At 64.2% G+C, this 25,642-nt stretch carries 21 protein-coding genes; 13 read left to right on the forward strand and 8 right to left on the reverse strand.

Translation table 11 applies throughout. From position 1 onward, the window contains the following. Positions 1-173: 173 nt before the first annotated feature. The 6 genes from lptF (at position 174) to rsmA (ending at position 7,764) form a co-directional block, all read left to right on the forward strand. The gene (gene lptF, locus H5P29_RS23480) at positions 174-1,373 is read left to right on the forward strand and encodes an LPS export ABC transporter permease LptF (protein ID WP_154385087.1); all 1,200 of its coding nucleotides are present in this window, start codon (positions 174-176) and stop codon (positions 1,371-1,373) included. Next, positions 1,370-2,458: an LPS export ABC transporter permease LptG gene (gene lptG / locus H5P29_RS23485; RefSeq protein WP_185910180.1), complete on the forward strand. Its 1,089-nt coding sequence runs from the start codon at positions 1,370-1,372 to the stop codon at positions 2,456-2,458. The genes lptF and lptG overlap by 4 nt, the downstream gene beginning before the upstream one ends. Before the next feature lie 12 nt (positions 2,459-2,470). Beyond that, the gene (locus H5P29_RS23490) at positions 2,471-4,846 is read left to right on the forward strand and encodes an LPS-assembly protein LptD (RefSeq protein ID WP_154385086.1); all 2,376 of its coding nucleotides are present in this window, start codon (positions 2,471-2,473) and stop codon (positions 4,844-4,846) included. Positions 4,847-4,975: 129 nt separating this feature from the next. Next, entirely contained in the window at positions 4,976-5,911 is a 936-nt protein-coding gene (locus tag H5P29_RS23495) for a peptidylprolyl isomerase (protein WP_154385085.1), read from the forward strand. Between the two features lie 3 nt (positions 5,912-5,914). Further along, positions 5,915-6,937, forward strand: coding sequence for a 4-hydroxythreonine-4-phosphate dehydrogenase PdxA (gene pdxA / locus H5P29_RS23500; RefSeq protein WP_185910181.1), 1,023 nt, complete (start codon positions 5,915-5,917; stop codon positions 6,935-6,937). Then, complete coding sequence (gene rsmA / locus H5P29_RS23505; RefSeq protein ID WP_154385084.1) at positions 6,934-7,764, forward strand: 16S rRNA (adenine(1518)-N(6)/adenine(1519)-N(6))-dimethyltransferase RsmA; 831 nt, start codon at positions 6,934-6,936, stop codon at positions 7,762-7,764. The genes pdxA and rsmA overlap by 4 nt, the downstream gene beginning before the upstream one ends. Positions 7,765-7,933: 169 nt before the next feature. On the opposite strand, the gene gmk is transcribed toward rsmA, so the two are convergent. The 7 genes from gmk to fabD form a co-directional block, all read right to left on the reverse strand. Beyond that, positions 7,934-8,587 (reverse strand): guanylate kinase, encoded by a 654-nt coding sequence (gene gmk / locus H5P29_RS23510; RefSeq protein ID WP_067964069.1) that lies wholly within the window; start codon positions 8,585-8,587, stop codon positions 7,934-7,936. Positions 8,588-8,590: 3 nt separating this feature from the next. After that, positions 8,591-9,481 (reverse strand): YicC/YloC family endoribonuclease, encoded by an 891-nt coding sequence (locus H5P29_RS23515; protein ID WP_067964071.1) that lies wholly within the window; start codon positions 9,479-9,481, stop codon positions 8,591-8,593. Between the two features lie 113 nt (positions 9,482-9,594). Then, positions 9,595-10,815 (reverse strand): endolytic transglycosylase MltG, encoded by a 1,221-nt coding sequence (gene mltG / locus H5P29_RS23520; RefSeq protein WP_067964073.1) that lies wholly within the window; start codon positions 10,813-10,815, stop codon positions 9,595-9,597. Between the two features lie 99 nt (positions 10,816-10,914). Beyond that, a complete protein-coding gene (gene fabF / locus H5P29_RS23525) occupies positions 10,915-12,177 on the reverse strand; it encodes a beta-ketoacyl-ACP synthase II (protein ID WP_067964075.1) in 1,263 nt (420 codons plus the stop codon). A gap of 29 nt (positions 12,178-12,206) precedes the next feature. Next, positions 12,207-12,443, reverse strand: a complete 237-nt coding sequence (locus H5P29_RS23530) for an acyl carrier protein (RefSeq protein ID WP_055978681.1) — start codon at positions 12,441-12,443, stop codon at positions 12,207-12,209. A 218-nt stretch (positions 12,444-12,661) separates the two neighbouring features. Further along, positions 12,662-13,399 (reverse strand): 3-oxoacyl-[acyl-carrier-protein] reductase, encoded by a 738-nt coding sequence (fabG, locus tag H5P29_RS23535; RefSeq protein ID WP_067966850.1) that lies wholly within the window; start codon positions 13,397-13,399, stop codon positions 12,662-12,664. A 344-nt stretch (positions 13,400-13,743) separates the two neighbouring features. Continuing rightward, entirely contained in the window at positions 13,744-14,685 is a 942-nt protein-coding gene (fabD, locus tag H5P29_RS23540) for an ACP S-malonyltransferase (RefSeq protein ID WP_154385083.1), read from the reverse strand. A gap of 428 nt (positions 14,686-15,113) precedes the next feature. Here fabD and H5P29_RS23545 point away from each other — a divergent pair, with 428 nt between their 5' ends. From H5P29_RS23545 to H5P29_RS23570, 6 genes are all read left to right on the forward strand, one after another. Beyond that, positions 15,114-16,970 (forward strand): LTA synthase family protein, encoded by a 1,857-nt coding sequence (locus tag H5P29_RS23545; protein ID WP_154385196.1) that lies wholly within the window; start codon positions 15,114-15,116, stop codon positions 16,968-16,970. A 525-nt stretch (positions 16,971-17,495) separates the two neighbouring features. Continuing rightward, complete coding sequence (gene rpsF / locus H5P29_RS23550; RefSeq protein ID WP_067964080.1) at positions 17,496-17,981, forward strand: 30S ribosomal protein S6; 486 nt, start codon at positions 17,496-17,498, stop codon at positions 17,979-17,981. Then, on the forward strand, positions 17,981-18,229 hold the full coding sequence (rpsR, locus tag H5P29_RS23555) for a 30S ribosomal protein S18 (RefSeq protein WP_018427106.1): 249 nt from the start codon (positions 17,981-17,983) through the stop codon (positions 18,227-18,229). The genes rpsF and rpsR overlap by 1 nt, the downstream gene beginning before the upstream one ends. Before the next feature lie 216 nt (positions 18,230-18,445). Beyond that, entirely contained in the window at positions 18,446-19,024 is a 579-nt protein-coding gene (rplI, locus tag H5P29_RS23560; protein WP_067964082.1) for a 50S ribosomal protein L9, read from the forward strand. A gap of 166 nt (positions 19,025-19,190) precedes the next feature. Then, a complete protein-coding gene (locus H5P29_RS23565) occupies positions 19,191-20,558 on the forward strand; it encodes a cyclopropane-fatty-acyl-phospholipid synthase family protein (RefSeq protein WP_067964083.1) in 1,368 nt (455 codons plus the stop codon). Between the two features lie 101 nt (positions 20,559-20,659). Next, a complete protein-coding gene (locus H5P29_RS23570; protein WP_067964085.1) occupies positions 20,660-20,983 on the forward strand; it encodes a YnfA family protein in 324 nt (107 codons plus the stop codon). 31 nt (positions 20,984-21,014) lie between these two features. Here the strand turns inward: H5P29_RS23570 and H5P29_RS23575 are convergent, their stop codons facing one another. Then, complete coding sequence (locus H5P29_RS23575) at positions 21,015-23,351, reverse strand: autotransporter outer membrane beta-barrel domain-containing protein (RefSeq protein ID WP_154385082.1); 2,337 nt, start codon at positions 23,349-23,351, stop codon at positions 21,015-21,017. Positions 23,352-23,928: 577 nt separating this feature from the next. Between H5P29_RS23575 and H5P29_RS23580 the strand changes: the two genes are divergently transcribed. Continuing rightward, a complete protein-coding gene (locus H5P29_RS23580) occupies positions 23,929-25,428 on the forward strand; it encodes a replicative DNA helicase (protein ID WP_067964088.1) in 1,500 nt (499 codons plus the stop codon). The last annotated feature ends 214 nt before the right edge of the window (positions 25,429-25,642 follow it).

Consider the following 25,642-nt stretch of genomic DNA (forward strand, 5'->3'; position numbering starts at 1 on the left):
ACTTCCGTTCGGCGTTTCTTAGCCATTGGCTAGGAGAGTCCGAATGGCGGGAGAAAGTGTTGGCGGTGCTGACGGCAGTTGTGCCGGCATGCCTTGGACTATAGTTTGGACACCCACCGGCCACGCGACGACAGTCGGCCGGCCAAGTCGGAAACACGGAATCCTGATCATCGATGAAGGTTGTTGAGCGCTACATTCTGCGTCGTGCGTTCGCGGTTTTCATCGCGGCGTTGACGTGGACATTGGCGATCGTCTGGACCACCCAGGTGCTCGGTCGCATCGACCTCGTCACCGACAGCGGCCAGTCGGCGCTGACCTTCTTCGAGGTCGCGGCCCTGATCCTGCCGACGGTCATTCCCATCGTCGTGCCGTTTGCCGTCATCATCGCCGTGGCGCTGACGCTGAGCACGATGAACAGCGATTCCGAGCTGGTGATCCTCAATGCCGCCGGCGCCTCGCGGCTCACCGTCATCCGGCCAATCATCATCCTCGCGGTCTGCGCGGCGATGTTTTCCTTCATCGTCGACAACGTCGCCAACCCGATGGCGCGCCAGCGCAACCGCGAGCTGATCGCGACCTCGCGCGCCGACCTTCTGTCGCTGATCATCCAGGAAGGCACCTTCCGCAAGGTCGACGATGGCCTGTTCGTGCAGGTCGGCGAGCGCCTGCCCAATGGCGGGCTGGGCGGCATCTTCGTCGCCGATTCGCGCGAGCCCAATGTCGACCTCGTCTATTATGCCAAGGACGGCTCGTTCATCGAACGCAACAACAAGCAGATGCTGGTGATGAATGAGGGCGTCATCCATCGCAAGGCGCCGGGCGGCGAAGTCTCGGTCATCAGCTTCGACTCCTATGCCTTTGATCTCAGTGAGTTTTCCGCTGCCGCCAACGAAGTCACCATGCAGCCGAAGGACCGCTCGACGTCCTATCTGATGCAGCCGCAGCACGGCGACAAATTCTACCAGCGCAACCCGCGCCTGTTCGACGCCGAGCTCAACCGCCGCTTCTCCGACTGGCTCTATTCGATCGCCTTCGCCTTCATCGCACTTGCGGTTGCCGGCGACGCGCGCTCGCACCGCGAGGCCCGAATCCATCCGCTTGTCACCACGGTGGCGATCGCCCTGTTCTTCCGCTGGCTCGGCTTCTTCGCCAACAGCAAGGCCGAAGCGTTCGCCTGGATCGGCTATGTCGTCTACGCCATTCCGATCGGCGCCTCGCTGTTTGCGCTGTGGTTCATCCGCAACCACCGCAGCATGGAACTGCCGGTTTCGGTCGCCGACCGCATGGCAGCGGCAGCCGCACGGCTGCGCGACGGCTTCACCGCCTTCCGCCAACGCATCACCGGCCGCGCTTCGGGTCAGGGAGCGGCATGATGGGCTGGACGCTTGGCCGCTATTTCCTCATCCGCTACGCCGTCATCACGACGTGGTTCTTCATCGGCATCTACGCGCTGATCTTCATCATCGACGTCACCGAATTCTCGAGCAATGTCGGCGGCCTGCCCGGCTTCAAGTTCTCGATCGCGATGACCGTTTCGGCCCTGCGCGTGCCGATGATCATGCAACAGACCGTGCCGTTCGTGGCACTGTTCAGCGCCATGGCGACGCTGGTTTCGCTCAACCGGCGTTATGAGCTGGTGATCGCGCGCGCCGCCGGCATCTCGGCCTGGCAGTTCCTGTTGCCCTGCTGCATCGGCGCGCTGCTGTTCGGCCTGGTCACCGTCGGCATCCTCAACCCGATCGCCGCTTACGGCTTCTCGCATTCCGAAACCATCGAATCCGAGCTGCGCTCGCGCCAGTCCAATTCGGTCTCGGCGTTCTCGGCGCCGTGGCTGCGCCAGAAGGCCGAGGGCACCGAAGTCATCATCGGCGCCCGCGCCGTGCTCAACCAGGGTCTCGAGCTGTCGGACGCGGTGTTCTTCATCTTCGACGACAAGGGTGACATGGCCGAACGCAAGGACGCCGAGCGCGCCTATCTGCGTGACGGCCACTGGGAACTGGTCAATGTCCGCAGCATGAAGGGCGGCAAGAATTTCACCTCCCAGCCGGTCGATCAGGTGCCCACCAACCTGAAGCCCGAATTCGTGCAGGAACGGCTGGCGCGGCCCGAAACGATTCCCTTCTTCGAGCTGCCGTCGAAGATCGAAGTGGCGCGTTCCTTCGGCCTCAGGGCCAACGCATTCGCCATGCAATTTCATTCACTTGTCGCCCTGCCCTTCCTTTTGGTTGCAATGACGCTCATTGCTGCAACAGTGTCGATGCGATTTGCACGTATGGGGCAGTCGGCAACGATGATTCTGGGTGGCGTCGTCGCCGGCTTTCTGCTTTATGTCGTTTCGGTTCTGGTCAAAGCATTTGGCAATGCGGGATTCGTGCCGACTTATATTGCGGCGTGGTTTCCAGTAGTGGTCGCAATGTTTTTCGGGGTGACGTTCCTGCTTTATAAAGAGGACGGTTAGTTGAGGGGCGCAATGGCCAACCGCAGGGCCCATATGGCAGGCCTTCTGGGCGCAACCGCGCTCGCGTGCCTGTTTGCGGTCGCGCTGCCGTCCGCACCTGCTTTCGCGCAGACTGTCGCCGACCTCGCACCCAGCGTGCCGGAAGGCGCGCAGATGCTGCTCGAGGCGGACACGCTGGTTTATGACAACGACGCCAGCACCGTCACTGCGGTGGGCGGCGTGCAGATCGACTATGCCGGCAACCGCCTGGTCGCCCAGCGCGTCACCTATGACCGCAAGACGTCGCGGCTGATCGCCAGCGGCAATGTCGAGGTCGTGAATTCCGACGGCACCAAGATCTTCTCGCAGGAGATCGACATCACCGACGACTTTGCCGACGGCTTCGTCAACACGCTGCGCATCGAGACCGTCGACAAGACCTATTTCGCCGCCGAAAGCGCCAAGCGCGAAGGCGGCTTCCTGACGACCTTCAACAACGGCGTCTACACCGCCTGCGAACCTTGCGAGGCAAAGCCCGACAAGGCGCCGATCTGGCGCGTCAAGGCACAGAAGATCATCTGGAACGGCAAGAAGAAGACAGTGCGATTCGAAAACTCGAATTTCGAGTTCTTCGGCTTCCCGATCGCCTTCCTGCCGGCCTTCGAGATCGCCGACCCGACGGTCAAGCGCAAGAGCGGCTTCCTGATGCCCGGTGTCAGCTTCAACAGCAAGCTCGGCATCGGCGTGTCCGTTCCCTATTATTTCGCGCTTTCGCCGACCTACGACCTCACCGTCAAGGGCACCGGCTACACCAAGCAGGGCTTCCTCGGCGAAGCCGAGTGGCGCCAGCGCTTCAACAATGGCGAATACAGCCTGAAGATGGCCGGCATCTACCAGATGAATCCGGACAAGTTCGACGTCAACACGGTCGATCGCGGCCCGACCGGCGACGAAAACAAGCTGCGCGGCATGGTCGGCACCAAGGGCCATTTCGACCTCAACCCGCGCTGGGCCTTCGGCTGGAACATCCTTGCCCAGACGGACAAGAATTTCTCGCGCACCTACGGCATCAACGGCTTCTCCGAGAGCACGCATCGCTCGGAAGTCTACCTGACCGGGCTCAACGACCGGAACTATTTCGACCTGCGCGCCATGCGCTTCCAGGTCCAGGAAGAAGCGCTCGACAGCGACCCGAATGCCCGCGCCGACAAGCAGCCCTGGGTGCTGCCGTCGCTCGACTATGCCTATATTCCCGACGCGCCGCTGGCCGGCGGCGAGTTGTCGTTCAACGTCAATTCGCGCGTCATCCAGCGCTCGGATCTCGATGCCAACCTGACGGCGCCGAACGGTCCGACGGTCCACGGCATCGAAGGCACGTCGAGCCGCATCACCGCCGAAGCCCAGTGGAAGCGGACCATCGTCACCGATGGCGGCCTGCTGGTGACGCCGCTGCTCGCCTTCCGCGCCGACGGCAGCTATGTCGACGCGTCGGCCGCTTCGCTCGCCGCCATCAACACCATGGCCGCCGACCCCCGCATCAACGTCGCCGAGGACGTGCGCTCGTCGCTGTTCCGCTACATGGCGACGCTTGGCCTCGAACTGCGCTGGCCCGTGCTATTCTCGTCGACCAGTTCGACCCATGTGCTCGAGCCGATGGCGCAGATCTTTGCCCGCCCGAGCGAAAGCGCCATTGGCGGCCTCGGCATCCCCAACGAGGATGCGCAGAGCTTCGTCTTCGACGCGGCGTCGCTGTTCGAGCGCGACAAGTTCTCCGGCTACGACCGCATGGAAGGCGGCACCCGCGCCAATCTCGGCCTGCGTTATTCCGGCAGCTTCAACAATGGCTGGACCACCAATGCGCTTGTCGGCCAGTCCTACCACCTTGCCGGCGACAACTCGTTTGCCGCCCCCGATCTGGTCAATGCCGGCGCCTATTCCGGCCTCGAGACCGACACGTCGGACTATGTCGCGCTCGCCGGCATCGCCAGCCCGAACGGCTTCTCGGCTTCGGTCAGCGGCCGCTTCGACGAGCGTACGTTCGATGTCCGCCGTGCCGAGATGAAGGTCGGCCTCGACGCCCGTCCGCTCGCCGTGTCGGCGCGTTATGCCTTCATCCAGGCGCAGCCGCTCTACGGCTTTGCCAACGACCGCCACGAAGTGACGCTGGGCGCCACCGCCCGCTTCAACGACCAGTGGCGCGTCTTCGGCTCCGGCACCTACGACATCCAGGGCGACCTGCTGGTCAAGAACGGCGTCGGCTTCGCTTATGACGACGAGTGCTTCACCTATCTGATGTCCTATTCCGAGAGCCGCGATCACAACAAGCCGGACGACGTCTCGCGCACCGTCGGCTTCAACATCTCGTTCCGCACGATCGGCGACTTCGGCAACGCGACGAGCGCCTTCTAGGCCAGCGGCGGGAACGGCGGCACTGAGTTGTCGGGGCGGCCCGACATCGTTTTGCCGCATAAGACGGCAATGACGGGGCAGATGTATCCGGGCAATGCCCGGATCAGGGGTTTGAACGGGACTTTTTCTATGCGGAAGCACCTCTTTTCGGCAGGCCTTGCCCTGCTCGTGGCGGCGACGTCGCTTTCGATCACCGCCTATGCACCGCCGGCTCAGGCCAGCGAGATCAAGTACATCGTCAACGATGTGCCGATCACCAGCTACGACATCCAGCGCCGCGCGGCGTTCCTCAAGCTGCAGAAGCGCAAGGGCGATGCCGGCCAGGAGATGATCGAGCAGACGCTGCGCATCGCCGAGATGAAGCGGCTCAACATCCGCATCTCCGACAAGCAGGTCGACGACGCCTATGCCCGCTTCGCCGGCTCCAACAAGCTCAAGCCGGCGCAGATGGACCAGATCCTCGGTCAGGCCGGCGTAACATCGAGCCACTTCAAGGACTATATCCGCGCCCAGATGGGCTGGAACCAGGCGCTCGGCGCCCGCTTCCGCTCGGCTGACGGCGGCGGCATGTCGACCGAGCAGGACGCGGTGCGCCGCATGCTGCAGCAGGGCGGCGCCAAGCCGAGCGCCACCGAATACATGCTGCAGCAGGTGATCTTCGTCGTTCCCGCTTCCGAGCGCGGCACGATCGGCAAGCGCAAGCGCGAGGCCGATCAGATGCGCGCCCGTTTCAACAGCTGCGACCAGACACGCGAATTCGCCAAGGGCCTGCTCGACGTCACCGTGCGCGACCTCGGCCGCGTCATCGCCCCGCAGCTGCCGCCCGAATGGGCCGATCAGATCAAGAAGCTCAAGGCCGGCGGTGCCACGCCGGTGCGTGAGACCGACCGCGGCGTCGAGTTCATCGGCGTCTGCAGCTCGCGCGAAGTCTCCGACGACAAGGTCGCCCAGATGGTCTTCCAGGCCGAAGGCGCCACCGGCAAGGGCGGCGACGCCAAGGCCGAAGAGCTCAACAAGAAGTACCTTGAAGAGCTGCGGGCCAAGGCCCGCATCGTCACCCGCTAGGCCGTGGCTTCCAGCAGCCTGCCACTGGCGCTGACGTCGGGCGATCCCTCGGGCATTGGCCCCGAAATCGCTGTCGCCGCCTGGCGGCAGCGTGTGGCGGCCGGCGTGCCGCCCTTCTATCTGCTTGGCTGTCCGAAGCTGATTGCGGCGCGGGCGCGCGCCCTTGGCGTCGACGTCGCCATCGTCGAGACCGACCCCGCAGGTGCTGCGCAAGCCTTCGCGGAAGCCCTGCCCGTGGTGCCGCTCACAGCGCCATTCATCGACACGCCGGGCCAGCCCGACAAGGCAAATGCCGCCGGCATCATCGAGGCCATCGACCGTGCGGTGGCCGACACCTTCGAAGGCCGGGCCGCTGCCGTCGTCACCTGCCCGATCGCCAAGAAGCCGCTTTATGACGCCGGCTTCCGCTTTCCCGGCCACACCGAATATCTCGCCCATCTCGCGACCGAGCGGACCGGCGTCGACACCACCCCTGTGATGATGCTCGCCGGGCCGGAACTGCGCGCGGTGCCTGTGACCATCCACATCGCGCTGGCGGAGGTGCCGAAGGCGCTGACCACCGAGGCCATCGTCGAGACCGCGCGCATCACCGCACGCGACCTCAGTGCCCGCTTCGGCATATCAAGGCCGCGCATCGCCGTCTCCGGCCTCAACCCGCATGCCGGCGAAGGTGGGGCGATGGGCCACGAGGACGAGCGCATCATCCGCCCGGCGATCGCCGCGCTCAAGGCGGAAGGCATCGACGCCTTCGGCCCCCTGCCCGCAGATACGATGTTCCACGCCCGGGCGCGTGCCGGCTACGACGCAGCCATCTGCATGTATCACGACCAGGCGCTGATCCCGGCCAAGGCGCTGGCCTTCGACGAGACCGTCAACGTCACGCTCGGCCTGCCCTTCGTCAGGACCTCGCCCGACCACGGCACCGCCTTCGACATTTCAGGCAAGGGCATCGCCCGGCCCGATAGCCTGATCGCGGCGCTGAGGCTGGCGCGGCTGCTCGCCGACGGCGAGGCAAAGGCATCATGAGCACCAGCATCGACGGCCTGCCGCCGCTCCGCGACGTCATCGAACGCCATGGCCTGCAGGCCAAGAAGGCGCTCGGCCAGAACTTCCTGCTCGACCTCAACCTTACCGGCAAGGTGGCACGCGCCGCCGGCGACCTGACCGGCGTCACCGTCATCGAGGTCGGCCCCGGCCCCGGCGGCCTGACACGCGCGCTGTTGATGCATGGCGCGAAGAAGGTCATCGCCATCGAGCGCGACGAGCGCTGCCTGGCCGCCCTTGCCGAGGTGTCCGACCACTATCCCGGCCGGCTCGAGGTGGTGTCGGGTGATGCGCTGAAGACCGATTTCGCCGGCCTCGCCGCTGGTGAGCCGGTCAAGATCGTCGCCAACCTGCCCTACAATATCGGCACCGAGCTTCTGGTGCGCTGGCTGACCGTCGAGACCTGGCCGCCCTTCTACCAGTCGCTGACACTGATGTTCCAGCGCGAGGTCGCCGAGCGCATCGTGGCAAAGCCAACCAGTTCCGCTTTTGGCCGGCTCGGCGTGCTGGCGGGCTGGCGCACCGATGCCCGCATCGCCTTCGACGTGCCGCCGCAGGCCTTTACGCCGCCGCCCAAGGTGACCTCGTCGGTGATCCATCTGGAGCCGCGCCGGGAGCCGCTGGCAGCCGATGTGAAGGTGCTGGGCCGGGTCACCGAGGCCGCCTTCGGCCAGCGCCGCAAGATGCTGCGCCAGAGCCTGAAAAGCATGGGCGGCGAAAAGCTGCTGCAAGCCGTCGGCATCGACCCGACCCGCCGCGCCGAAACGCTCAGCGTCGAGGAATTCGTGGCACTGGCAAAGGCGGTGTGAGACCACCCTCCCCGCAGATTATCCTTCCCGTAAATTACCTCCCCATTGTGAGGAGGGTGTCGGCGAGGCCGACGCGTGGGCGTGGCTGAATACCCCGACCCCGACGCCGCGCGTCGACCCTCGCTATAAGAAGGAGGGTAGGCGCCACAAGAAGGAGGGTAAGAAAACCTCAGAGCTTCTCGTCGAGCAGTTTCGACACGAAATCGAACAGGCCGGGCCGGCGGTCGCGGCGCAGGCGCTCGGCGGCGACGATGGCGCGGACTTCGGCGAAGGCGCGGTTGAGGTCTTCGTTGATCACGACATAGTCGTATTCGCCCCAGTGCTCGATCTCGTCGCGGGCGTTCTTCAGCCGCGTCTCGATCACCGCGTCCTGGTCCTCGGCGCGGCGCTTGAGGCGGGCCTTCAGCTCGCCCATCGACGGCGGCAGGATGAAGATCGAGACGATGTCGCCGCGCATCTTTTCCTTGAGCTGCTTGGCGCCCTGCCAGTCGATGTCGAACAGCATGTCGCGGCCCTGCGACATGGCAAGCTCGACCGGCTCGCGCGGGGTGGCGTAGAAATTGCCGTGCACCTCGGCCCATTCGAGCAGCGCGTCATTGTCGCGCAGCAGCTCGAACTCGCGCTTCGAGGTGAAATGATAGTGGGCGCCGTCGATCTCGCTGCCGCGGCGCGGCCGGGTGGTGACGCTGACCGACAGCTTCAGTTCGGGATCGGTTTCGATCAGGTTGCGCGAGATTGTCGACTTGCCGGCGCCCGACGGCGACGACAGGACCAGCATCAAGCCGCGCCGCTTGATGACGATGGATGGGGTCTCGGCGCTCATGCGCTACTCCAGATTCTGAACTTGCTCGCGGAACTGATCGACCACGGCCTTCAGTTCCAGCCCGATGGCGGTCACTGCGGCGGCATTCGACTTCGAACACAGCGTATTCGATTCGCGGTTGAATTCCTGCGCCAGAAAATCGAGCTTGCGGCCGATGGCGCCGCCGCCGGCAAGCAGGATGCGTGCGGAGGCGACATGGGTCTTCAGCCGGTCGATCTCCTCGCGGATGTCGGCCTTGGTGGCGAGGAAGGCCGCTTCCATGTTGAGCCGCGTCTCGTCGAGCGCGGGGGACGCCTCGAGCAGCAGCCGCACCTGTTCGGCCAGGCGCTGGCGGATCTGCGCCGGCTCGCGCGATGGATCCGCTTCGGCCTGCACCGTCAGCGTCTCGATGGTTGCGATGTGATCCGACAAAAGCGCGCGCAGCGCCTCGCCCTCGGCCTTACGCGCCTCGACCAGACCGGCGAGGCCCTTTTCCAGGCCATCCATGATCACCGCGTCAATCGCCGCCCGCTGCTCTTCCGTCTCGACGGCCTCGGGCATGTCGAACACGCCGCGCAGGGCAAGCAGCCCGTCGGCGCTGGCGGGGGCCGCGCCATATTGCTCGACCAGGCGGGTGGCAAGCTCGGCCACGTCGCGCAGGAAATTTTCGTTGATGACCGGCTGCACCATAGCGCCGGCCGTGCGGCTGACCGTCAAAGTCGCCTGCACATTGCCGCGTGAAAAGCGCTTCTGGATCGCCTGCCTGACCGCCGGTTCGAGCCGCTCGAAGCCCTGGGGCAGGCGCAGGCGCACGTCGACGCTCTTGCCGTTGACCGACTTCACCTCCCAGGCGATCGCCGTTCCCTGGTGCTCGGCGGCCACGCGGGCGAAGCCTGTCATGCTTTGTAGGGTCATTTGGGTAGGGTCATCTGGGCAGGTTCATCTCAAGAGGTTCATCCGGGCAGCGCGTCCTGTCTTCCTGCAGCGTGCCCTGCGCGCGCCCCAGGCGGGGCAATGCAGGCCTGTTCCTACTTCTTGACGGCGTTGGTGGTGGCGGCGTCCTTCTTGGCCGGATCGGCCTCGTCAGCCGCCTTCTCGTCCTCGACGACCTTGCGCTGGAAGGCGCGCCAGCGGGCGACGTTTTCGTTGTGCTCGTCCAGCGTCTCGGCAAAGACGTGGCCGCCCGAACCGTCGGCGACGAAATAGAGATCCTTGGTCTTGGAGGGATTGGCCACCGCCTCCAGCGAGGCCTTGCCCGGATTGGCGATCGGCGTCGGCGGCAGGCCCTTGATGGTGTAGGTGTTGTAGGGCGTCGGCTTGTCGATGTCGGAGCGATAGATCGGCCGGTCGGCCGGTTTCCCCTTGCCGCCGAAGATGCCGTAGATGATCGTCGGATCGGACTGCAACCGCATGCCCTTGTTGAGGCGGTTGATGAACACCGCCGCCACGCGCGAGCGCTCGTCGCCGCGCGCCGTTTCCTTCTCGACGATCGAGGCCAGCGTCACGAACTCGTTGATGTCGGCGAGCGGCAGGTCAGGCGAGCGCCGGGCCCAGATGGTCTCGACCAGTTCCTTCTGGTCGGCCAGCATCTTGTTGACGATCTGCTGCCGCGTCAGGCCGCGGGTGAAGCGCTGGGTGTCGGCGGCAAGCGTGCCTTCGGCGGGCATCTCGGTCGGCATGTCGCCGCTCAGCGCTTCCTGCTCGGCAATGCGTTTCCACGCCTGCTCGACGGTCAGTCCTTCCGGAATGGTCAGCGAATACTGCACCGACTTGCCGCTCTTCAAGAGCTCCATGATGTCGTGCATCGACGCACCGGCCTGGATCTCGTATTCGCCTGCCTTGAGCGAGCCGTCATTGCCATAGGCGCGCACGCCCATGCGGAAGATGCGGGCGTCGCTGATCAGGCCGCGCCGCTCGAGCTGGTCGGCGATGTCGGCCACGCCGGTGGCGGGCTTGACCAGGAAGGTCGCCGGCACCGTCGAGGGGCCCGCGCCGCCAAATTCCTGCTTGCCGAAATAGAGGGCGGCACCGCTGGCGAGGATCACCAGCACCGCCGTCGACATCATGAAATTGAGGAACACGACGACCTGGTTGCGCGAGGCACGCGACCGCTTGGACGGCGGCGGCGTGCCGGCTTCCGGCCGCAGCGCTTCCTGCGCGGTCTTTGGAACGATCGGATTGGCCGAAACCGGATTGGCCGGTGCGGCGCGTGGTGCGCCCTCTCCCTGCCCTGGCGTATTGATGCTCATCTTGCCTCGCCTTTGCGTCGAATCCCCGCCGGGAGACTAGGCTTGAATGTGGCAAAAATCACGGCAAAGGGCCCGCGAGGGGCCCCTTCCCACAACCTATCAGCCGTTGAAGCGCTGGAACACCAGCGAGGCGTTGGTGCCGCCGAAGCCGAAGGAGTTCGACAGGGCGACGTCGACCTGCCGCTTGCGCGGTGTGTTCGGCACCAGATCGATGGCCGTCTCGCGCTCCGGATTGTCGAGGTTGATCGTCGCCGGCACGATGTTGTCGCGGATGGCGAGGATCGAGAAGATCGCTTCGGCAGCACCCGCAGCACCCAGCAAGTGGCCGATCGACGACTTGGTCGACGACATCGACACCTTGGAGGCGGCGTTGCCGACGAGACGTTCGACGGCGCCGAGTTCGATCGTATCGGCCATGGTCGAGGTGCCATGGGCGTTGATGTAGTCGATGTCGGCGGGCGTCAGATTGGCGCGCTTGAGGGCAGCGCTCATGCAGCGGAAGGCGCCGTCGCCATCCTCGGCCGGTGCGGTGATGTGATGGGCATCGCCGGTCAGGCCGTAGCCGACGACTTCGGCATAGATCCTGGCACCGCGCGCCTTGGCGTGTTCGAGCTCTTCGAGGACGACGACACCCGCACCCTCGCCCATGACGAAGCCGTCACGGTCGCGGTCATAGGGGCGCGAGGCCTTTTCGGGATCGTCGTTGCGGTCGGTGGAGAGCGCCTTGCAGGCGGCAAAGCCGGCCAGCGACAGGCGCGTCACCGGCGCTTCGGCACCGCCGGCCACCATCACGTCGGCATCGCCGAACATGATCAGGCGGGCCGCATCGCCGATGGCGTGCGCGCCGGTCGAGCAGGCGGTGACCACGGCATGGTTCGGGCCCTTGAGCCCGTGCCGGATCGACACCTGGCCGGAAACCAGATTGATGATCTGGCCCGGAATGAAGAAGGGGCTGATGCGGCGCGGGCCGCGCTCCTTGAGGATCAGGGCATTTTCGGCGATGCCGTCAATGCCGCCGATGCCCGAGCCGATCATGACGCCGGTCGAATTCTGTTCGTCCGGCGTCTTTGGCTGCCAACCCGAATCCTTCAATGCCTCGTCGGCGGCCGCGATCCCGTACAGGATGAAGTCGCCGATCTTGCGCAGTTCCTTGGGTTCAAGGACCGCTTCGGGATTGAAGCTGTTGTTGGAGCCGTCGCCGCGAGGGATGACGTTGGCGATCTTGCAGGCAAGGTCGTCGACCTCGAACTCCGTGATCCGCCGGGCTGCGCTGCGGCCGGAAAGAAGCTCTTTCCAGCCGTGCTCGTAGCCCATGCCGAACGGTGAAAGCAGGCCAAGGCCTGTGACGACCACACGCCTCATCGCAGGCACCCCTGACAATTCGCGATCGCTCAGGCCGAAGCCTTGTCGATGTACTTCACGGCGTCGCCAACGGTGAGGATGGTCTCGGCCGCATCATCGGGGATCTCGACGCCGAATTCTTCTTCGAAAGCCATGACGAGCTCGACCGTGTCGAGGCTGTCCGCGCCCAGATCGTCGATGAAGCTCGCAGCTTCCGTCACCTTGTCGGCGTCGACGCCAAGATGTTCGATGACGATCTTCTTGACGCGCTCTGCGGTGTCACTCATGTGGGCATCCTCAGTCTGGTGTTGTTAGGTCTTCGTTAGCGGGCGGATTGCCGCTAATCAAGCTGTAATCTACGCTTTCCCAAGCGCTCGGGCGGCGGTCGGGTTTCGTCCTGGCCACCTGATGGAGCGCGGCAATACACGAAAAATTCACCGCGTCCAAGGCAAAAGGGCCGGTTATCCCGGCCAATCGGCCAATCAGATCCCAATCAGATCCCAAATCAAATCATTGCCATGCCGCCATTGACGTGAATCGTCTGGCCGGTGACGTAGGCCGCCTCATCGGAGGCGAGATAGGCGACCGCCGAGGCAACTTCCTTGCCGGTGCCCATGCGCTTGGCCGGGATCGCCGCCATGATCGCCTCTTTTTGCTTGTCGTTGAGCTTCTCGGTCATCGCCGATTCGATGAAGCCGGGAGCGACGCAGTTGACGGTGATGTTGCGGGTGGCGATCTCCTGGGCCAGCGACTTGGAGAAGCCGATCATGCCGGCCTTGGAGGCGCAATAATTGGTCTGGCCGGGATTGCCGGTGACGCCGACGACCGAGGTGATGTTGATGATGCGGCCATGACGGCGGCGCATCATCGGATGGGTCAATTCGCGCGTCAGGCGGAACATCGCCGTCAGGTTGATCTCGATGACGCTGTCCCAGTCGGCATCCGACATGCGCACGAACAGGCCGTCCTTGGTGATGCCGGCATTGTTGACCAGGATGTCGACGCCTTCGAGTTCGGCTTCGGCCTTCTGGCCCAGCGCCTTGACCTCGTCGCGGTCGGCGAGATTGGCCGGGAACAGCTTGACCCGGTCGCCGAGTTCGCCGGCCAGCGCCTCGAGCTTTTCGATGCGGGTGCCGTGCAGGCCGACAATGGCGCCCTGGCTGTGCAGGATGCGGGCGATTTCTTCGCCGATGCCGCCGGATGCACCGGTGACGAGTGCCTTGCGGCCGGTCAGATCGAGCATGTCTCTTCCTTTATCTCAGCGCGGATCATTTTGTAGTCTATCAAGGTGTTCCTGCAATTCTCTCCAACACAGGTAGTAAAACATGTTTCCATATTGCCTCATGGTTTCGTCAGCTCTCGTCGAAACGAAAACAAGCTGAATCATGCTGGATACAAAAATGGAAAAGGAGAGAAAAATCTCAAATATCAGCATCGTAAAGGCAACCATTCCAACCAGCTGGATTGCAGGACTTCCTGCCGGCTGATCTTGAAATGCGAGCCAGGAACCGATCGTCCAAACCAAAATTGCGGCCGCGGTTACAAACCACAGTTTAACAGTTTGTCGCCGCGTAAACACCGATGCTCCTAGGCGAGCGCGGCAATCGCCGCCTCGACATCGGCCGGATTGTTGACGGCTGACGTCGCGATCTCCTTGTTGATGCGGCGGGCGAGGCCCGACAGCACCTTGCCGGCGCCCACTTCATAAAGCGTGGTGACGCCGTTGTTGCCGAACCACTCGACGGTCTCGGCCCAGCGGACACGACCGGTGACCTGCTCGACGAGGCGGGCGGCGATCTCTTCCGGATCGGTGATCGGCGTGACAGAGACATTGGCAACGACCGGCACGACCGGCACGTTCTTCTTCACCCCGGCCAGCGCTTCGCGCATCTTCTCGGCAGCGGGTGCCATCAGCGCCGAATGGAAGGGGGCGGAGACCTGCAGCATCAGCGCGCGCTTGGCGCCCTTGGCGGTGCAAAGGGCCGCGGCACGCTCGACCGCTGCCTTCTCGCCCGAAATGACCAGCTGGCCGCCGCCATTGTCATTGGCGATCTGGCAGACCGAGCCCTGTGCTGCCTCGGCACAGGCGGCGTCGACGTCGCCCTGTTCGAGGCCGATGATCGCAGCCATCGCGCCCTGGCCAGCCGGCACCGCCGCCTGCATGGCGTTTCCGCGGATGCGCAGCAGGCGTGCCGCGTCGGCGACCGAGACGAAACCGGCGGCAGCAAGGGCCGAATATTCGCCGAGCGAGTGGCCGGCGACGTAAGACACCTTGTCCTTGAGCGACAGGCCGCGCGCTTCCAGCGCCCGGAAGGCTGCCATCGACACCGCCATCAGCGCCGGCTGGGCGTTGGCGGTCAGGGTCAGCGTCTCCTCAGGCCCTTCCCAGATCAGCTTCGACAGCTTTTCACCGAGCGCGTCGTCGACTTCCTCGAAGACGCGGCGTGCCTCCGGAAAGGCATCGGCCAATTCCTTGCCCATGCCGACGGCCTGGCTGCCCTGCCCCGGAAAAGTGAATGCAACGGCCATGTTGGTCTCCTGGCTACTTGCCGCATCGACCCGAACCGGAATCGGTTTTTCGGGCTTCGGCGGGCAGACATATCACGAGGTGCTGCGCCGGACGTCGTTGGAACCGGCGGCGCGCCATATCGTTGTGCCTCTGGCGCAATGGATACCGTCAAGTCAAGCCTTGAGGGCTTTGGCACCCCTCCGGGGCAAATAATCACAGAGAATTAATGCGAAAAACGTTTTGTTTGCCCCATCCTTCTCAATTTTGCCATATGCGCTAGGTTTTCGATGACAGTTTCGTGACGGTTGCGTGACGCCGCTGTCCAGCGTTCGAGGAAATTGAGTTGGCAAAGCTGTTCGCGACAGGCAAAGCGGTCGCCCGCGACGAGGAAAACGAGGCTGAAGCACTCAGCCGGCGTGCCTATGCGCTCGGCGTGCTGCGCTCGGTGATGATCACGCTCGCCGTCTCGGCGGTGCTGGTCTTCGCCATCGAATTCGTCGCCCGCGGTTCCTTCGTCGACACGCTCAATTTCTTCCAGCAGCCGTTCAAGCCGAGCTGGACCACTGTGGCGCTGTTTGCACTGCTGATCATCGGTTTCGACGCGCTGCTCGGCCGGCCCTATAACGGCCTTCTGGTCGTAGCACCCGTGGCGCTGGCGCTGGCCTTCGTCGGCCACCAGAAGTCGCTCTATCTCGGCGATCCGCTCTACCCGACCGATTTCCTCTATATCAGGCAGATCGTCGAACTGATGCCGCTTTTGGTGCGCGAGCGGCCGCTCGCCGGCATCGGCATTGCGGTCGGCCTCATCGGCGGCATCTCGCTGCTGGTGCTTGCCTGGCGTTACTGGCGCCGCCGCATGCCGGCGCTGTCGTTCTGGGCGCGCATGTCGCGCCTGGCGATCGCCATTCCGGCGCTGGCCTTCTTCGTCTCGATCATGGACTACGCCACCTTCTCGTGGACGCGCGACCGCCTGCAGATCATCCCGATGATGTGGGACCAGAAGGAAAACTACGCCTCCAACGGCTTTGCCATCGCCTTTGCGCTCAACGTGCCGATGGCCAAGGTCAAGGCGCCGCAGGGCTATTCCGACAAGGCCATCGACGCCATCGCGGCACCGTCGCAGGCAGCCGCCGTCCTGCCCGAGGAAAAGCCCGACGTCATCATCGTGATGAGCGAATCCTTCTGGGATCCGACGCGGCTGCCCGGTGTTTCGATCACGCCGGATCCGATCCAGAACGTGCGCGCCGCGCAGTCCGGCCACGTCTTCTCGCCCGAGTTCGGCGGCATGACCGCCAATGTCGAGTTCGAGGCGCTGACCGGCTTCTCCAACGCCTTCCTGCCGGCCGGCTCGATCCCCTACCAGCAATATGTCCGCGCGCCGGTGCCTTCGCTTGCCACCTTCTTCAAGAGCGAAGGCTACGACACCAAGGCCATCCATCCCTTCGGCAGCTGGTTCTGGAACCGCTCGTTTGTCTACAAGGACTTCGGCTTCGATACATTCCTGTCGGAAGAGAACCTGCCGCCGCTGGAAAAGCGCGGGCCTCTGGTCTCCGACGCCGCGCTGACCGAAGAGATCATCCGCCAGGCCGACGCCACCGACCACCCCTTCTTCTTCTTTGCCGTCTCGCTGCAGAGCCACGGCCCCTATGAGCCGAACCGCTACAGCGACACCACCCACAAGGTCGATGCGCCGACCTCGCAGTGGACGCGCGATTCGATCCTGACCTATGCCGAAGGTGCCTCCGATGCCGACCGTGGCCTGAAGCGGCTGATGGACTGGGCCAGCAAGCGTGAACGCCCGACGGTCATTGCCTTCTTCGGCGACCACCTGCCGCCGCTCGGCCCCGTCTATGTCGAGACCGGTTTCATGAAAGAGCCGGTCGCCAAGCGCAAGGCGCCGCTCGACGAGATGCTGGTGCAGCACGAGACGCCCTTGGTGGTGTGGTCGAACCGCACCGGTGCTGCGCGCGACATCGGCTCGATCAGCCCGGCCTTCCTGCCGCTGCACGTGCTCGAGACCGCCGGCATCAGCCACCCCTACTACACCGGCTTCCTCGGCGACCTGCATGACCGCTACCGCGTCGTCGACCGCAACATGCTGATGCCGCGACAGGGCCAATCGGTGTTCGACTGGTCGCGCCAGAAGGAACTCGACCCGGCGATCCGCGATTTCCGCTGGCTGCAATATGACATGATGTTCGGCAAGCGCCGCGGCGCCAAGGGCTTCTTCCCCGAGACCGTCGACAAGGTCGTCGCCAACCGCACGCGCTCGCCGCTGTTCGTCCGGGACGAGGCATTCAGCTGAGCCAAAACCGGCTTGAAAAGGCCGGTTTCTCATCCCGGAAGCCTTCGGCTGAGCATCGAAATCGGGCGCAAAAAGCCCGCTTTCTCATCCCGGAAGCCTTCGGCTGAACATCGAAATCGGGCGCAAAAAGCCCGATTTCTCTTCCCGGAAGCCTTCGGCTGAACGTCGAAATCGGGCGCAAAAGCCCGATTTCTCTTCCCGGAAGCCTTCGGCTGAACGTCGAAATCGGGCGCAAAAGCCCGATTTCTCAGGGAATCTCGGCCTCCCCCCTTGCCTTGTATCGCCTTAGCGTATAGACGCCCGCCATCTGCCGGTCCCAGCTGGGGGCTGAACGGAGGGCCGGAGGCTTTCTTGAAAGCCGCCGTGTGAAGCGAAAACGCTTCCGCCTCCCGTGTCTCCGCTCTCGACCGTCTCGTCGTGCACCTTTCTTCTCCCGAGGTGGCCAATGGCCCTCGAAGGATCAGGGAAGTCGCAGAGGCTCTAGCCGCCGGGACCGGAAGATGGAAACGAAGAAAGGCAAAAACTATGGCTCTTTATGAACATGTGTTTCTTGCCCGCCAGGACCTCTCGCAGCAGCAGGTCGATGCACTTGTCGAACACTACAAGGGCATCATCACTGCAGCTGGCGGATCGGTTGGCCGGGTCGAGAACTGGGGACTGAAGTCCCTCACCTACCGCATCAACAAGAACCGCAAGGCGTATTACACGCTGATGGACATCACCGCGCCGTCGGCTGCCGTCAAGGAAGTCGAGCGTCAGCAGGGCCTGTCCGAAGACGTCCTGCGCTTCATGACCGTCAAGGTCGAGGCGCATGAAGAAGGCGTCTCCGCCATGATGCAGAAGCGCGAAGAGCGCTCCGAGCGTGGCGAACGCGGTGGCTTCGGCGACCGTCCGCAGCGCAGCTTCGGCGATCGCGGCGACCGTGGTCCGCGCAGCTTCGGCGACCGCGATGGCGGTGGTGATCGTGGCCCGCGCCGTCCGCGCGAAGGTGTTGAAGGGGGTGCAGAATAATGGTCGACATCAACCAGATCCCGACCCGTCGTCCTTTCCACCGTCGTCGCAAGACCTGCCCGTTCTCCGGCGCCAACGCTCCGAAGATCGACTACAAGGACGTGCGTCTGCTGCAGCGCTACATTTCCGAGCGCGGCAAGATCGTTCCTTCGCGCATCACCGCCGTCAGCCAGAAGAAGCAGCGTGAACTCGCCCAGGCGATCAAGCGCGCCCGCTTCCTCGGCCTGCTGCCCTACGTGGTGAAGTGATATCGGTTCCGGCCCGGCGGCATTCGCCCCCGGGCCGGACCATTCCCTGCCGCGACGGGCGCGGTCGGGTGAACCTTCAAATCCCGGGTTGGATTTCTAAGGGAAATCCTAACTGCCGCGACAGGCAGGACAGCGAAACCGGCGGCAACGCCCTCATTGCTTCCTTGCCCGTTGAATTTTTCCGCTGCCTTTGCAGCCAACGAAAGGACAAGGACAATGGACGTCATTCTCCTCGAACGCATTTCCCGCCTCGGCCAGATGGGCGACACCGTCAAGGTCAAGGACGGCTTTGCCCGTAACTTCCTGCTGCCCAAGGGCAAGGCGCTCCGTGCCAACGAAGCCAACAAGAAGAAGTTCGAAGGCCAGCGCGCCCAGCTCGAAGCCCGCAACCTCGAGCGCAAGTCGGAAGCCCAGCAGGTCGCCGACAAGCTCGACGGCAAGTCGTTCATCATCGTGCGTTCGGCTGGTGAAACCGGCCAGCTCTACGGTTCGGTCTCGACCCGCGACATCGCCGATCTGCTGATCGCCGAAGGCTTCACGGTTGCCCGCAACCAGGTCGAGCTCAACCAGCCGATCAAGACCATCGGCCTGACCAATGTCGCCATCGCGCTGCACGCCGAAGTCGAAGTCACCATCACGCTGAACATCGCACGCACGGCCGACGAAGCCGAGCGTCAGTCGAAGGGCGAGACGCTGACCACCGCCGAAGCCATCTATGGCGACGACATCAACGAAAACGCCCGTCCGGACAGCTTCTTCGATCCGAACGAGGACGGCGAAGGCGACGAGGGCTGATCCAGCCTTCTGTCCCGATCCAAGTTTACCGGCCGGTCTTCCGGCCAGTTTTCTGGACCAAGCCCGGATGGCGACATCCGGGCTTTTTTTGTGCCAGGCGTGGAACTTGGCAGCGTCGCTCCTATCTTGAGAAGGACCATACGACTGACCTTTTCGCGAGCACGCCATGAATATGCTGTTGCAACGCATCGTCGGGAAGCTTGTGCGCACCGGCAATCTGACAGTCACCGGCCCCAACGGTCGATCGCACCGTTTCGGCGATGATACGGGCGACCCTGTCCACCTCCTGATCAAGACGCGGCGTGCCGAAAACGCCATCACGCTCGACCCGATGCTGGCTTTGCCCGAGGCCTATATGGACGGCGATGTCGACATCGTCGGCGGCGACGTTCTCGGGCTGATGCGGGTGGTGTTCCAGAACCTCGGCAATGGCAGCATCGACACTGCCTGGACCAAGGCGCTGGACAATCTCCGGCTCGCCTTCCGCCGCTTCCAGCAGGTCAACACCACAGCCCGCGCCAAGCGCAACGTCCAGCGCCACTACGACCTGTCGGGCGATCTCTACCGGCTCTTCCTCGACACCGACATGCAATATTCCTGCGCCTATTTCGCCGATCCCGACATGACGCTGGAAGAAGCCCAGATCGCCAAGAAGGCGCATATCGCAGCCAAGATGCGGCTGAGGCCGGGCCAGTCCGTGCTCGACATCGGTTCCGGCTGGGGCGGGCTCGGGCTCTACCTCGCCCGCACCTTCGAGGCCCAGGTGCTCGGCGTGACCTTGTCGACCGAGCAGCATGCGGTCGCCACCGAGCGCGCCCAGGCCGAGGGGCTGGAAAACCGGGTCCATTTCGAAATCAGGGACTACCGCGACCTCGTCGAGCGTTTCGACCGCATCGTCTCGGTCGGCATGTTCGAGCATGTCGGCGTCAACCACTACCGCACCTTCTTCGACAATGTCGCCAAGCGGCTGAAACCCGACGGCGTGATGGTGCTGCATTCGATCGGCCGCGCCGGCCCGCCGGCCTCGACAAGCGCCTTCATCCGCAAGCACATCTTCCCCGGCGGCTACATTCCGGCGCTGTCGGAAGTGCTGCCGGCGATCGAAAAGGCCGGCCTGATGGTCACCGACGTCGAGATTCTCAGGCTGCATTATGCCGAGACGCTGCGGCACTGGAGCCTGCGTTTCCAGGCCAACCGAGACAAGGCCAAGGCGATCTATGACGAGCGCTTCTGCCGGATGTGGGAGTTCTATCTCGCGGCGTCCGAGGCTGCCTTCCGCTGGCAGGACCTGATGGTGTTCCAGATCCAGCTCAGCCACCGCAACGACACGCTGCCGCTGACCCGCGACTATATCGGCAAATGCGAAAAGGCGCTGGCCATGCACGAGATGGGGCACCGGCAGGCGAAGCTCGCCGCCGAGGACAAACCTGCCGCCCAGCCTGCAGCCAGGGCTCAACCTGCCGCCAAGGCCGGAGCCGCCCAGGCTGAAGCTGGAAAGATCGGCCGCCGCAGGAAGGTTGCCGACAAGGAATAGCATGGCAACCACGCCTGGCCCTTGCGCCTCATGCGTCTGCCATAGGAAAAAGCCCGTCTCGCCATGAGCCGGGCTTTTTTCATGACCCCAGGGTTTCCTCGATGACCTATGCCATCTACGTCCTGGCAGCCCTTGCCGAGATCGCCGGCTGCTTTTCCTTCTGGGCCTGGTGGCGGCTCGACAAGTCGGCGCTGTGGCTGATCCCCGGCGTCGCCGCGCTCATCGCCTTCGGCTGGCTGCTGGCCCTGGTCGATGCCGACGCCGCCGGCCGCACTTACGCCGCTTATGGCGGCATCTACATCGCAGCGTCGCTGGCCTGGCTTTGGCTCGCCGAAGGCATCCGCCCCGACCGCTGGGACATGATCGGCGCCGCCATCTGCATCCTCGGCGCCTCGGTCATCCTGCTTGCGCCGCGCGGGGCCTAGCTGACCTCCGGCCAAACCGCGCGCGGCCTCGTCACCATTTGACCTGCAGGCCGATATTGCCTTCGAAGCTGCGGCTGCGCTCGCCGCCCAGATTGAAGCTGTAATCGGCGACCGCAAAGGCGCTGACCTTGTCGGTGAAGGCATGGCTGATGCCGGCGCCGAGCTCGAGCCGGGTGCCGCCGGTTTCAACCCGGATCGCGTCGCTGTCGAAATAGGTGACGTCCTCGCCGTCGAAGCCGTGCCAGAGATTGGCCTTGAGATAGGGCTTGAGCTGGCCCGAGGCGGTGTCGAACGTGCCCTCGAGGCGCGCGCCGATGCGGCCGGTGACGCCGCGCCCCTCGTCGAAGCGCACGCCCGACAAGGTGTCGTCGGCGTCTTCAAGGGACACATCCTGCCAGATGATCTGGGCCTGCGGCTCGAGCATCCAGCTTGCGGTCAAAGCGATCGGCGCCCCCGCCTCCAGCGAGGCGGTCACCACGCGGCCGTCGGCATCGATGGCGATGGCGCGGTCGGAGCCTGCATCGCCGCCGAGCCAGCTTCCCATCAGCACGGCATCGAAATACCAGCCGCCCGCAGCGACATGGGTAAAGTAGCCGCCGACGCTGTAGGCATCGAGGTCGAGCTTGCCGGCGGCCAGATCGGCCTGGCCCTGCACCGCACCGCGGATATCGGCGTTGAGGCTGGCATAACCGAGGAACAGGCCGGCGGCGTGACGCGCGCCCGCTTCGGTCTCGCCGCGCCAGAGATCGAGGCCGGCCTGGATGCCGAGCGTCGTGCTGTCGGCCGACGGCGACACCGTGCCGGCCCAGTCCTGGCTGGAGCTTGAGCCGAACACCCGTCCCCATCCGACCGAAAGATCATCGCCGCCGGCAAGGAAACCCTGCTCGCCGCGGCGCTCGTGGAAGGTGCCGAGCGTCGCCAGCGCGACGTCGCGGGCCATTGGCGGCATCACGGAATAATCAGCCGTCTCGGGCCGGATCAGCGGGATGCCGGGCTCGCTCGGGTCGACCGGGTTGACCAGTTCGGAGCGCAGATACCAGTTCTCGCCCAGCCCCGCGGCATCGCCCCGGAACAGCAGATATTCGTAGGCGCCATAAGCCACCGGGCTCGCCAGCGTGAAGGCGCCGGCATCGGTGGTGCCGCCCGAGGTCGTTTCGACGACCAGGATGCCGTCGGCATCGGTCTGCTCGCCGGTGCCGCCGAGATTGACGATGATGATGCCGGTCGAGCCGCTGGCGTTGCCGCCCTCGATCACCAGCCGGTCGGACGGCGCGCCGTCACCTGAAACAACCGTGTCGAGCCTGATGTAACCGCCGGCGCCGATGTAGTTGCCGACGACGGTGAAGCTGTCTGTGGCACTTGCCGCGCCATTGGTCAGGTCGACGGTGCCGGCATTGGTCAGCATCACCGCATTGCCTCCGGTGAAGGCGCGAGCGGCGGCATTGACGCCGGCCCCGGCGCGCAGCGTGCTCGACGCGTCGATGCTCAGGCTGCCGGTGTTGGACTGGCCATCGCCCAGCACCAGATCGCCGTCGAGCGTGAATTGGGAGCCTTGCGTCAGATTGACGGTTTCCCAGTTGACGTAGCGGGCGACCGAGGTCGAACCGGTGCCCTCGAAGGTCAGCGTGTCGATACTGGCGCTGGTTCCGCCGTCGATGAGCTGGCCGGCGGCAAAACTGGCCTCCGTCAGGCCGCGCAGCAAGGCCGTGTCCTGCCCGGTGCCCATCGTGACATTGCCGCCGATGCTGCCGCCGCCGAGCCAGCGGAAAATGTTGTTGCCGTTGCCGAGATTGATGAACGTGCCGACAGCGGCGGTTCCGGAGATTTCAAGCAGGTCGTTGCCTTGCACCGCGACAATCGAGGTGTCGACGCTGCCGCCCGACATCCGCATCTCGTTGTTGGCCTGCTCGAGATTGACGTTGCCGATGCGCCCGCCGGTCATGGTCACGAAGTCGCCGGCGAAGAATTCACCGATGATGTGGCCGCCGCTGATCGTCGCCGTATCGAGGGCACTGCCCTGGTTGAGCGATCCGATCACGCCGCCTGACATGACGAAGTCGTCGATACCGCCGCTCTGGTTGACCGCGCCATTGATCACCCCTGAATGGATGGTGACGACATCGCGGAAATTGCCGAAGACGACGTCGCCGTTGATCGTGCCGGTGCCGCCAGCAGGCATCGTCAGCGCATTGGTGCCGTCCGTGTCAGTCAGCCCGGCGCTGGCGCCGCTGTCGCAGACATAGACGCTGTTGCCGGCCGTCGGCGTCAGGTCGCAGGCGGCGAAACCGGCCTCGGTCGAGGCCAACAGAACCATGGCGGTGGAAGCCAGCCAGACCAGTCGGGCCGGTGCCGGGCGAAGAACGTGCATGTTGCCTCCTCAAGCAGACGAGGCCCGCGCCGCAGCAGCGCAGAATTGGCCCCTGACAGCCCTCGGACATATGCTTCGCCATGTGCCGCATCGCGATGAACAAGCCCTCGGGATGGCAAGGATCAGCGAATGTCTGAATAAAATCAACAGCGGATGTATACGAACGACCCTGGAATTATGCTGAGCAGCTTCTTGGTAAACAAAACTGCTTGAGGAATATTCCTGTTTTGTTCCTTCCGATTTCCGGTTACGATTGCGCCGATTCGCGGACCGGTTTCCGCTGCCGGCGGCTGTGCCGTGGGGAGTCTGACTCGCAGGAGGCATCTTTCCCGTGGTTCGATGCCGTGCCGCGTGCAGTTCGGCCCTAAGGATTCGATGGTTTTGGAGAAATACGCGAGCCGGGATTCGGCAACAGTCAAATTGATTCCGGCAGTAGGATTCATGTCCTGTGGATGGTTTCGCCCGACCTGTGAATTCTTGGGCAAACTGGCCTTGAAACCCAGCTAAAGCAGATTGAGCCAGCACTTCGATATCGGACTCTGCTACGGGAGTATCTGGTTCAGCGACGGGGACGACATTGGCAGAGGCAGCGCGCAAATTCGAAGTGGCGGAGGCGACCCCGCTCTATCGGGAAGCCCCCAACAACATCGAGGCTGAACAGGCCTTGCTCGGCGCGATACTGGTCAACAACGACGCCTTCTACCGCGTCTCCGACTTCCTCAAGGCGACCCATTTCTACGAGCCGCTGCACCGCAAGATCTTCGAGGTGTCCGCCGAGCTCATCCGCATGGGCAAGATGGCGAACCCGGTGACGCTGAAGACCTTCCTGCCGGCCGACGAGAAGGTCGGCGACATGACGGTCATGCAGTATCTCGTCGCCCTTGCCGCCAACGCGGTGACCGTCATCAACGCCTCCGACTATGGCCGCGCCGTCTATGACCTGGCCACCCGCCGGGCGCTGATCACCGTCGGCGAGGACATGGTCAACATCGCCTATGACGCGCCTGTCGACATGTCGCCGGCCGAGCAGATCGAGGACGCCGAACGGCGCCTGTTCGAGCTCGCCGAAACCGGCCGCTATGACGGCGGCTTCGAAAGCTTCTCCGATGCGGTCAAGACGGCCATCGACATGGCCAGCGCCGCCTATATGCGCGACGGCCATCTTTCCGGCGTCGCCTCGGGCCTGCACGACCTCGACGCCCGCATGGGCGGCCTGCAGTCCTCCGACTTGATCGTGCTCGCCGGCCGCCCGGGCATGGGCAAGACCTCGCTGGTCACCAACATCGCCTTCAACGTCGCCCATGCCTATGTGCCGGCACAGCAGGCGGACGGTTCGTTCAAGGCCGAAAACGGCGGCGTGGTCGGCTTCTTCTCGCTCGAAATGTCGTCCGAGCAGCTCGCCACCCGTATCATTTCAGAGCAGGCCGAGGTGCCCTCCTCCAAGATCCGCCGCGGCGATCTCACCGAGGCCGACTTCGAAAAGCTGGTAAGCTGCACCCAGACGCTGCAGAAGATCCCGCTGTTCATCGACTCGACCGGCGGTATCTCCATCGCCCAGCTCGCGGCACGCGCCCGCCGCCTCAAGCGCCAGCGCGGCCTCGACCTGATCATCATCGACTATATCCAGCTGATGCAGGGCTCGTCGGCCAAGGCGTCGCAGAACCGCGTCCAGGAAATCACCGAGATCACCACCGGCCTCAAGGCGCTGGCCAAGGAGCTCAACGTTCCGATCATCGCGCTGTCGCAGCTGTCGCGTCAGGTCGAAAGCCGCGACGACAAGCGCCCACAGCTCTCCGACCTGCGTGAATCGGGCTCGATCGAGCAGGACGCCGACGTTGTGATTTTCGTCTATCGCGAGGAATATTACCTCAAGAACAAGGAGCCGAAGCCCGGCACCGACGAATACCTGCAGTGGGAAGCCAACATGAACGACGTGCGCGGCAAGGCCGAAGTCATCGTCGCCAAGCAGCGTCACGGCCCCACCGGCACCGTCAGCCTCGGCTTCCAGGGCGAATTCACCCGCTTCTTCGACCTCGCGCCCGAGCATCATCTGCCGGACAGGTTCGGGGAAGAGTAGCGCATGGAGCTTCTCTCTGGTGATGGCGGCGGGGCAGCGCCCCCCTCTGTCCTGCCGGACATCTCCCCCACAAGGGGGGAGATTGGCTGGCCGCTCGCCTCTCGCCAATTTGGAGCGCCGCAGATTGAGGCACCGTCGCGCCTGACGGCTGATCTCCCCCCCTGTGGGGGAGATGTCCGGCAGGACAGAGGGGGGCAACATAGAACTCTGCCTT

The organism is Aminobacter sp. MDW-2, assembly GCF_014250155.1.
Classification (GTDB): domain Bacteria; phylum Pseudomonadota; class Alphaproteobacteria; order Rhizobiales; family Rhizobiaceae; genus Aminobacter; species Aminobacter ciceronei.

What these genes read in the sequence shown, in the direction of transcription:
- H5P29_RS23545 (WP_154385196.1), top strand. Translation starts at nt 15,114, where the DNA reads ATGATCACGCTCGCCGTCTCGGCGGTGCTGGTCTTCGCCATCGAATTC.
- fabD (WP_154385083.1), bottom strand. Translation starts at nt 14,685, where the DNA reads ATGGCCGTTGCATTCACTTTTCCGGGGCAGGGCAGCCAGGCCGTCGGC.
- H5P29_RS23565 (WP_067964083.1), top strand. Translation starts at nt 19,191, where the DNA reads ATGAATATGCTGTTGCAACGCATCGTCGGGAAGCTTGTGCGCACCGGC.
- rsmA (WP_154385084.1), top strand. Translation starts at nt 6,934, where the DNA reads ATGAGCACCAGCATCGACGGCCTGCCGCCGCTCCGCGACGTCATCGAA.
- fabF (WP_067964075.1), bottom strand. Translation starts at nt 12,177, where the DNA reads ATGAGGCGTGTGGTCGTCACAGGCCTTGGCCTGCTTTCACCGTTCGGC.
- rpsR (WP_018427106.1), top strand. Translation starts at nt 17,981, where the DNA reads ATGGTCGACATCAACCAGATCCCGACCCGTCGTCCTTTCCACCGTCGT.
- fabG (WP_067966850.1), bottom strand. Translation starts at nt 13,399, where the DNA reads ATGCTCGATCTGACCGGCCGCAAGGCACTCGTCACCGGTGCATCCGGC.
- gmk (WP_067964069.1), bottom strand. Translation starts at nt 8,587, where the DNA reads ATGAGCGCCGAGACCCCATCCATCGTCATCAAGCGGCGCGGCTTGATG.
- rpsF (WP_067964080.1), top strand. Translation starts at nt 17,496, where the DNA reads ATGGCTCTTTATGAACATGTGTTTCTTGCCCGCCAGGACCTCTCGCAG.
- lptG (WP_185910180.1), top strand. Translation starts at nt 1,370, where the DNA reads ATGATGGGCTGGACGCTTGGCCGCTATTTCCTCATCCGCTACGCCGTC.
- rplI (WP_067964082.1), top strand. Translation starts at nt 18,446, where the DNA reads ATGGACGTCATTCTCCTCGAACGCATTTCCCGCCTCGGCCAGATGGGC.
- H5P29_RS23495 (WP_154385085.1), top strand. Translation starts at nt 4,976, where the DNA reads ATGCGGAAGCACCTCTTTTCGGCAGGCCTTGCCCTGCTCGTGGCGGCG.
- H5P29_RS23575 (WP_154385082.1), bottom strand. Translation starts at nt 23,351, where the DNA reads ATGCACGTTCTTCGCCCGGCACCGGCCCGACTGGTCTGGCTGGCTTCC.
- H5P29_RS23570 (WP_067964085.1), top strand. Translation starts at nt 20,660, where the DNA reads ATGACCTATGCCATCTACGTCCTGGCAGCCCTTGCCGAGATCGCCGGC.
- mltG (WP_067964073.1), bottom strand. Translation starts at nt 10,815, where the DNA reads ATGAGCATCAATACGCCAGGGCAGGGAGAGGGCGCACCACGCGCCGCA.
- H5P29_RS23490 (WP_154385086.1), top strand. Translation starts at nt 2,471, where the DNA reads ATGGCCAACCGCAGGGCCCATATGGCAGGCCTTCTGGGCGCAACCGCG.
- H5P29_RS23530 (WP_055978681.1), bottom strand. Translation starts at nt 12,443, where the DNA reads ATGAGTGACACCGCAGAGCGCGTCAAGAAGATCGTCATCGAACATCTT.
- lptF (WP_154385087.1), top strand. Translation starts at nt 174, where the DNA reads ATGAAGGTTGTTGAGCGCTACATTCTGCGTCGTGCGTTCGCGGTTTTC.
- H5P29_RS23515 (WP_067964071.1), bottom strand. Translation starts at nt 9,481, where the DNA reads ATGACCCTACAAAGCATGACAGGCTTCGCCCGCGTGGCCGCCGAGCAC.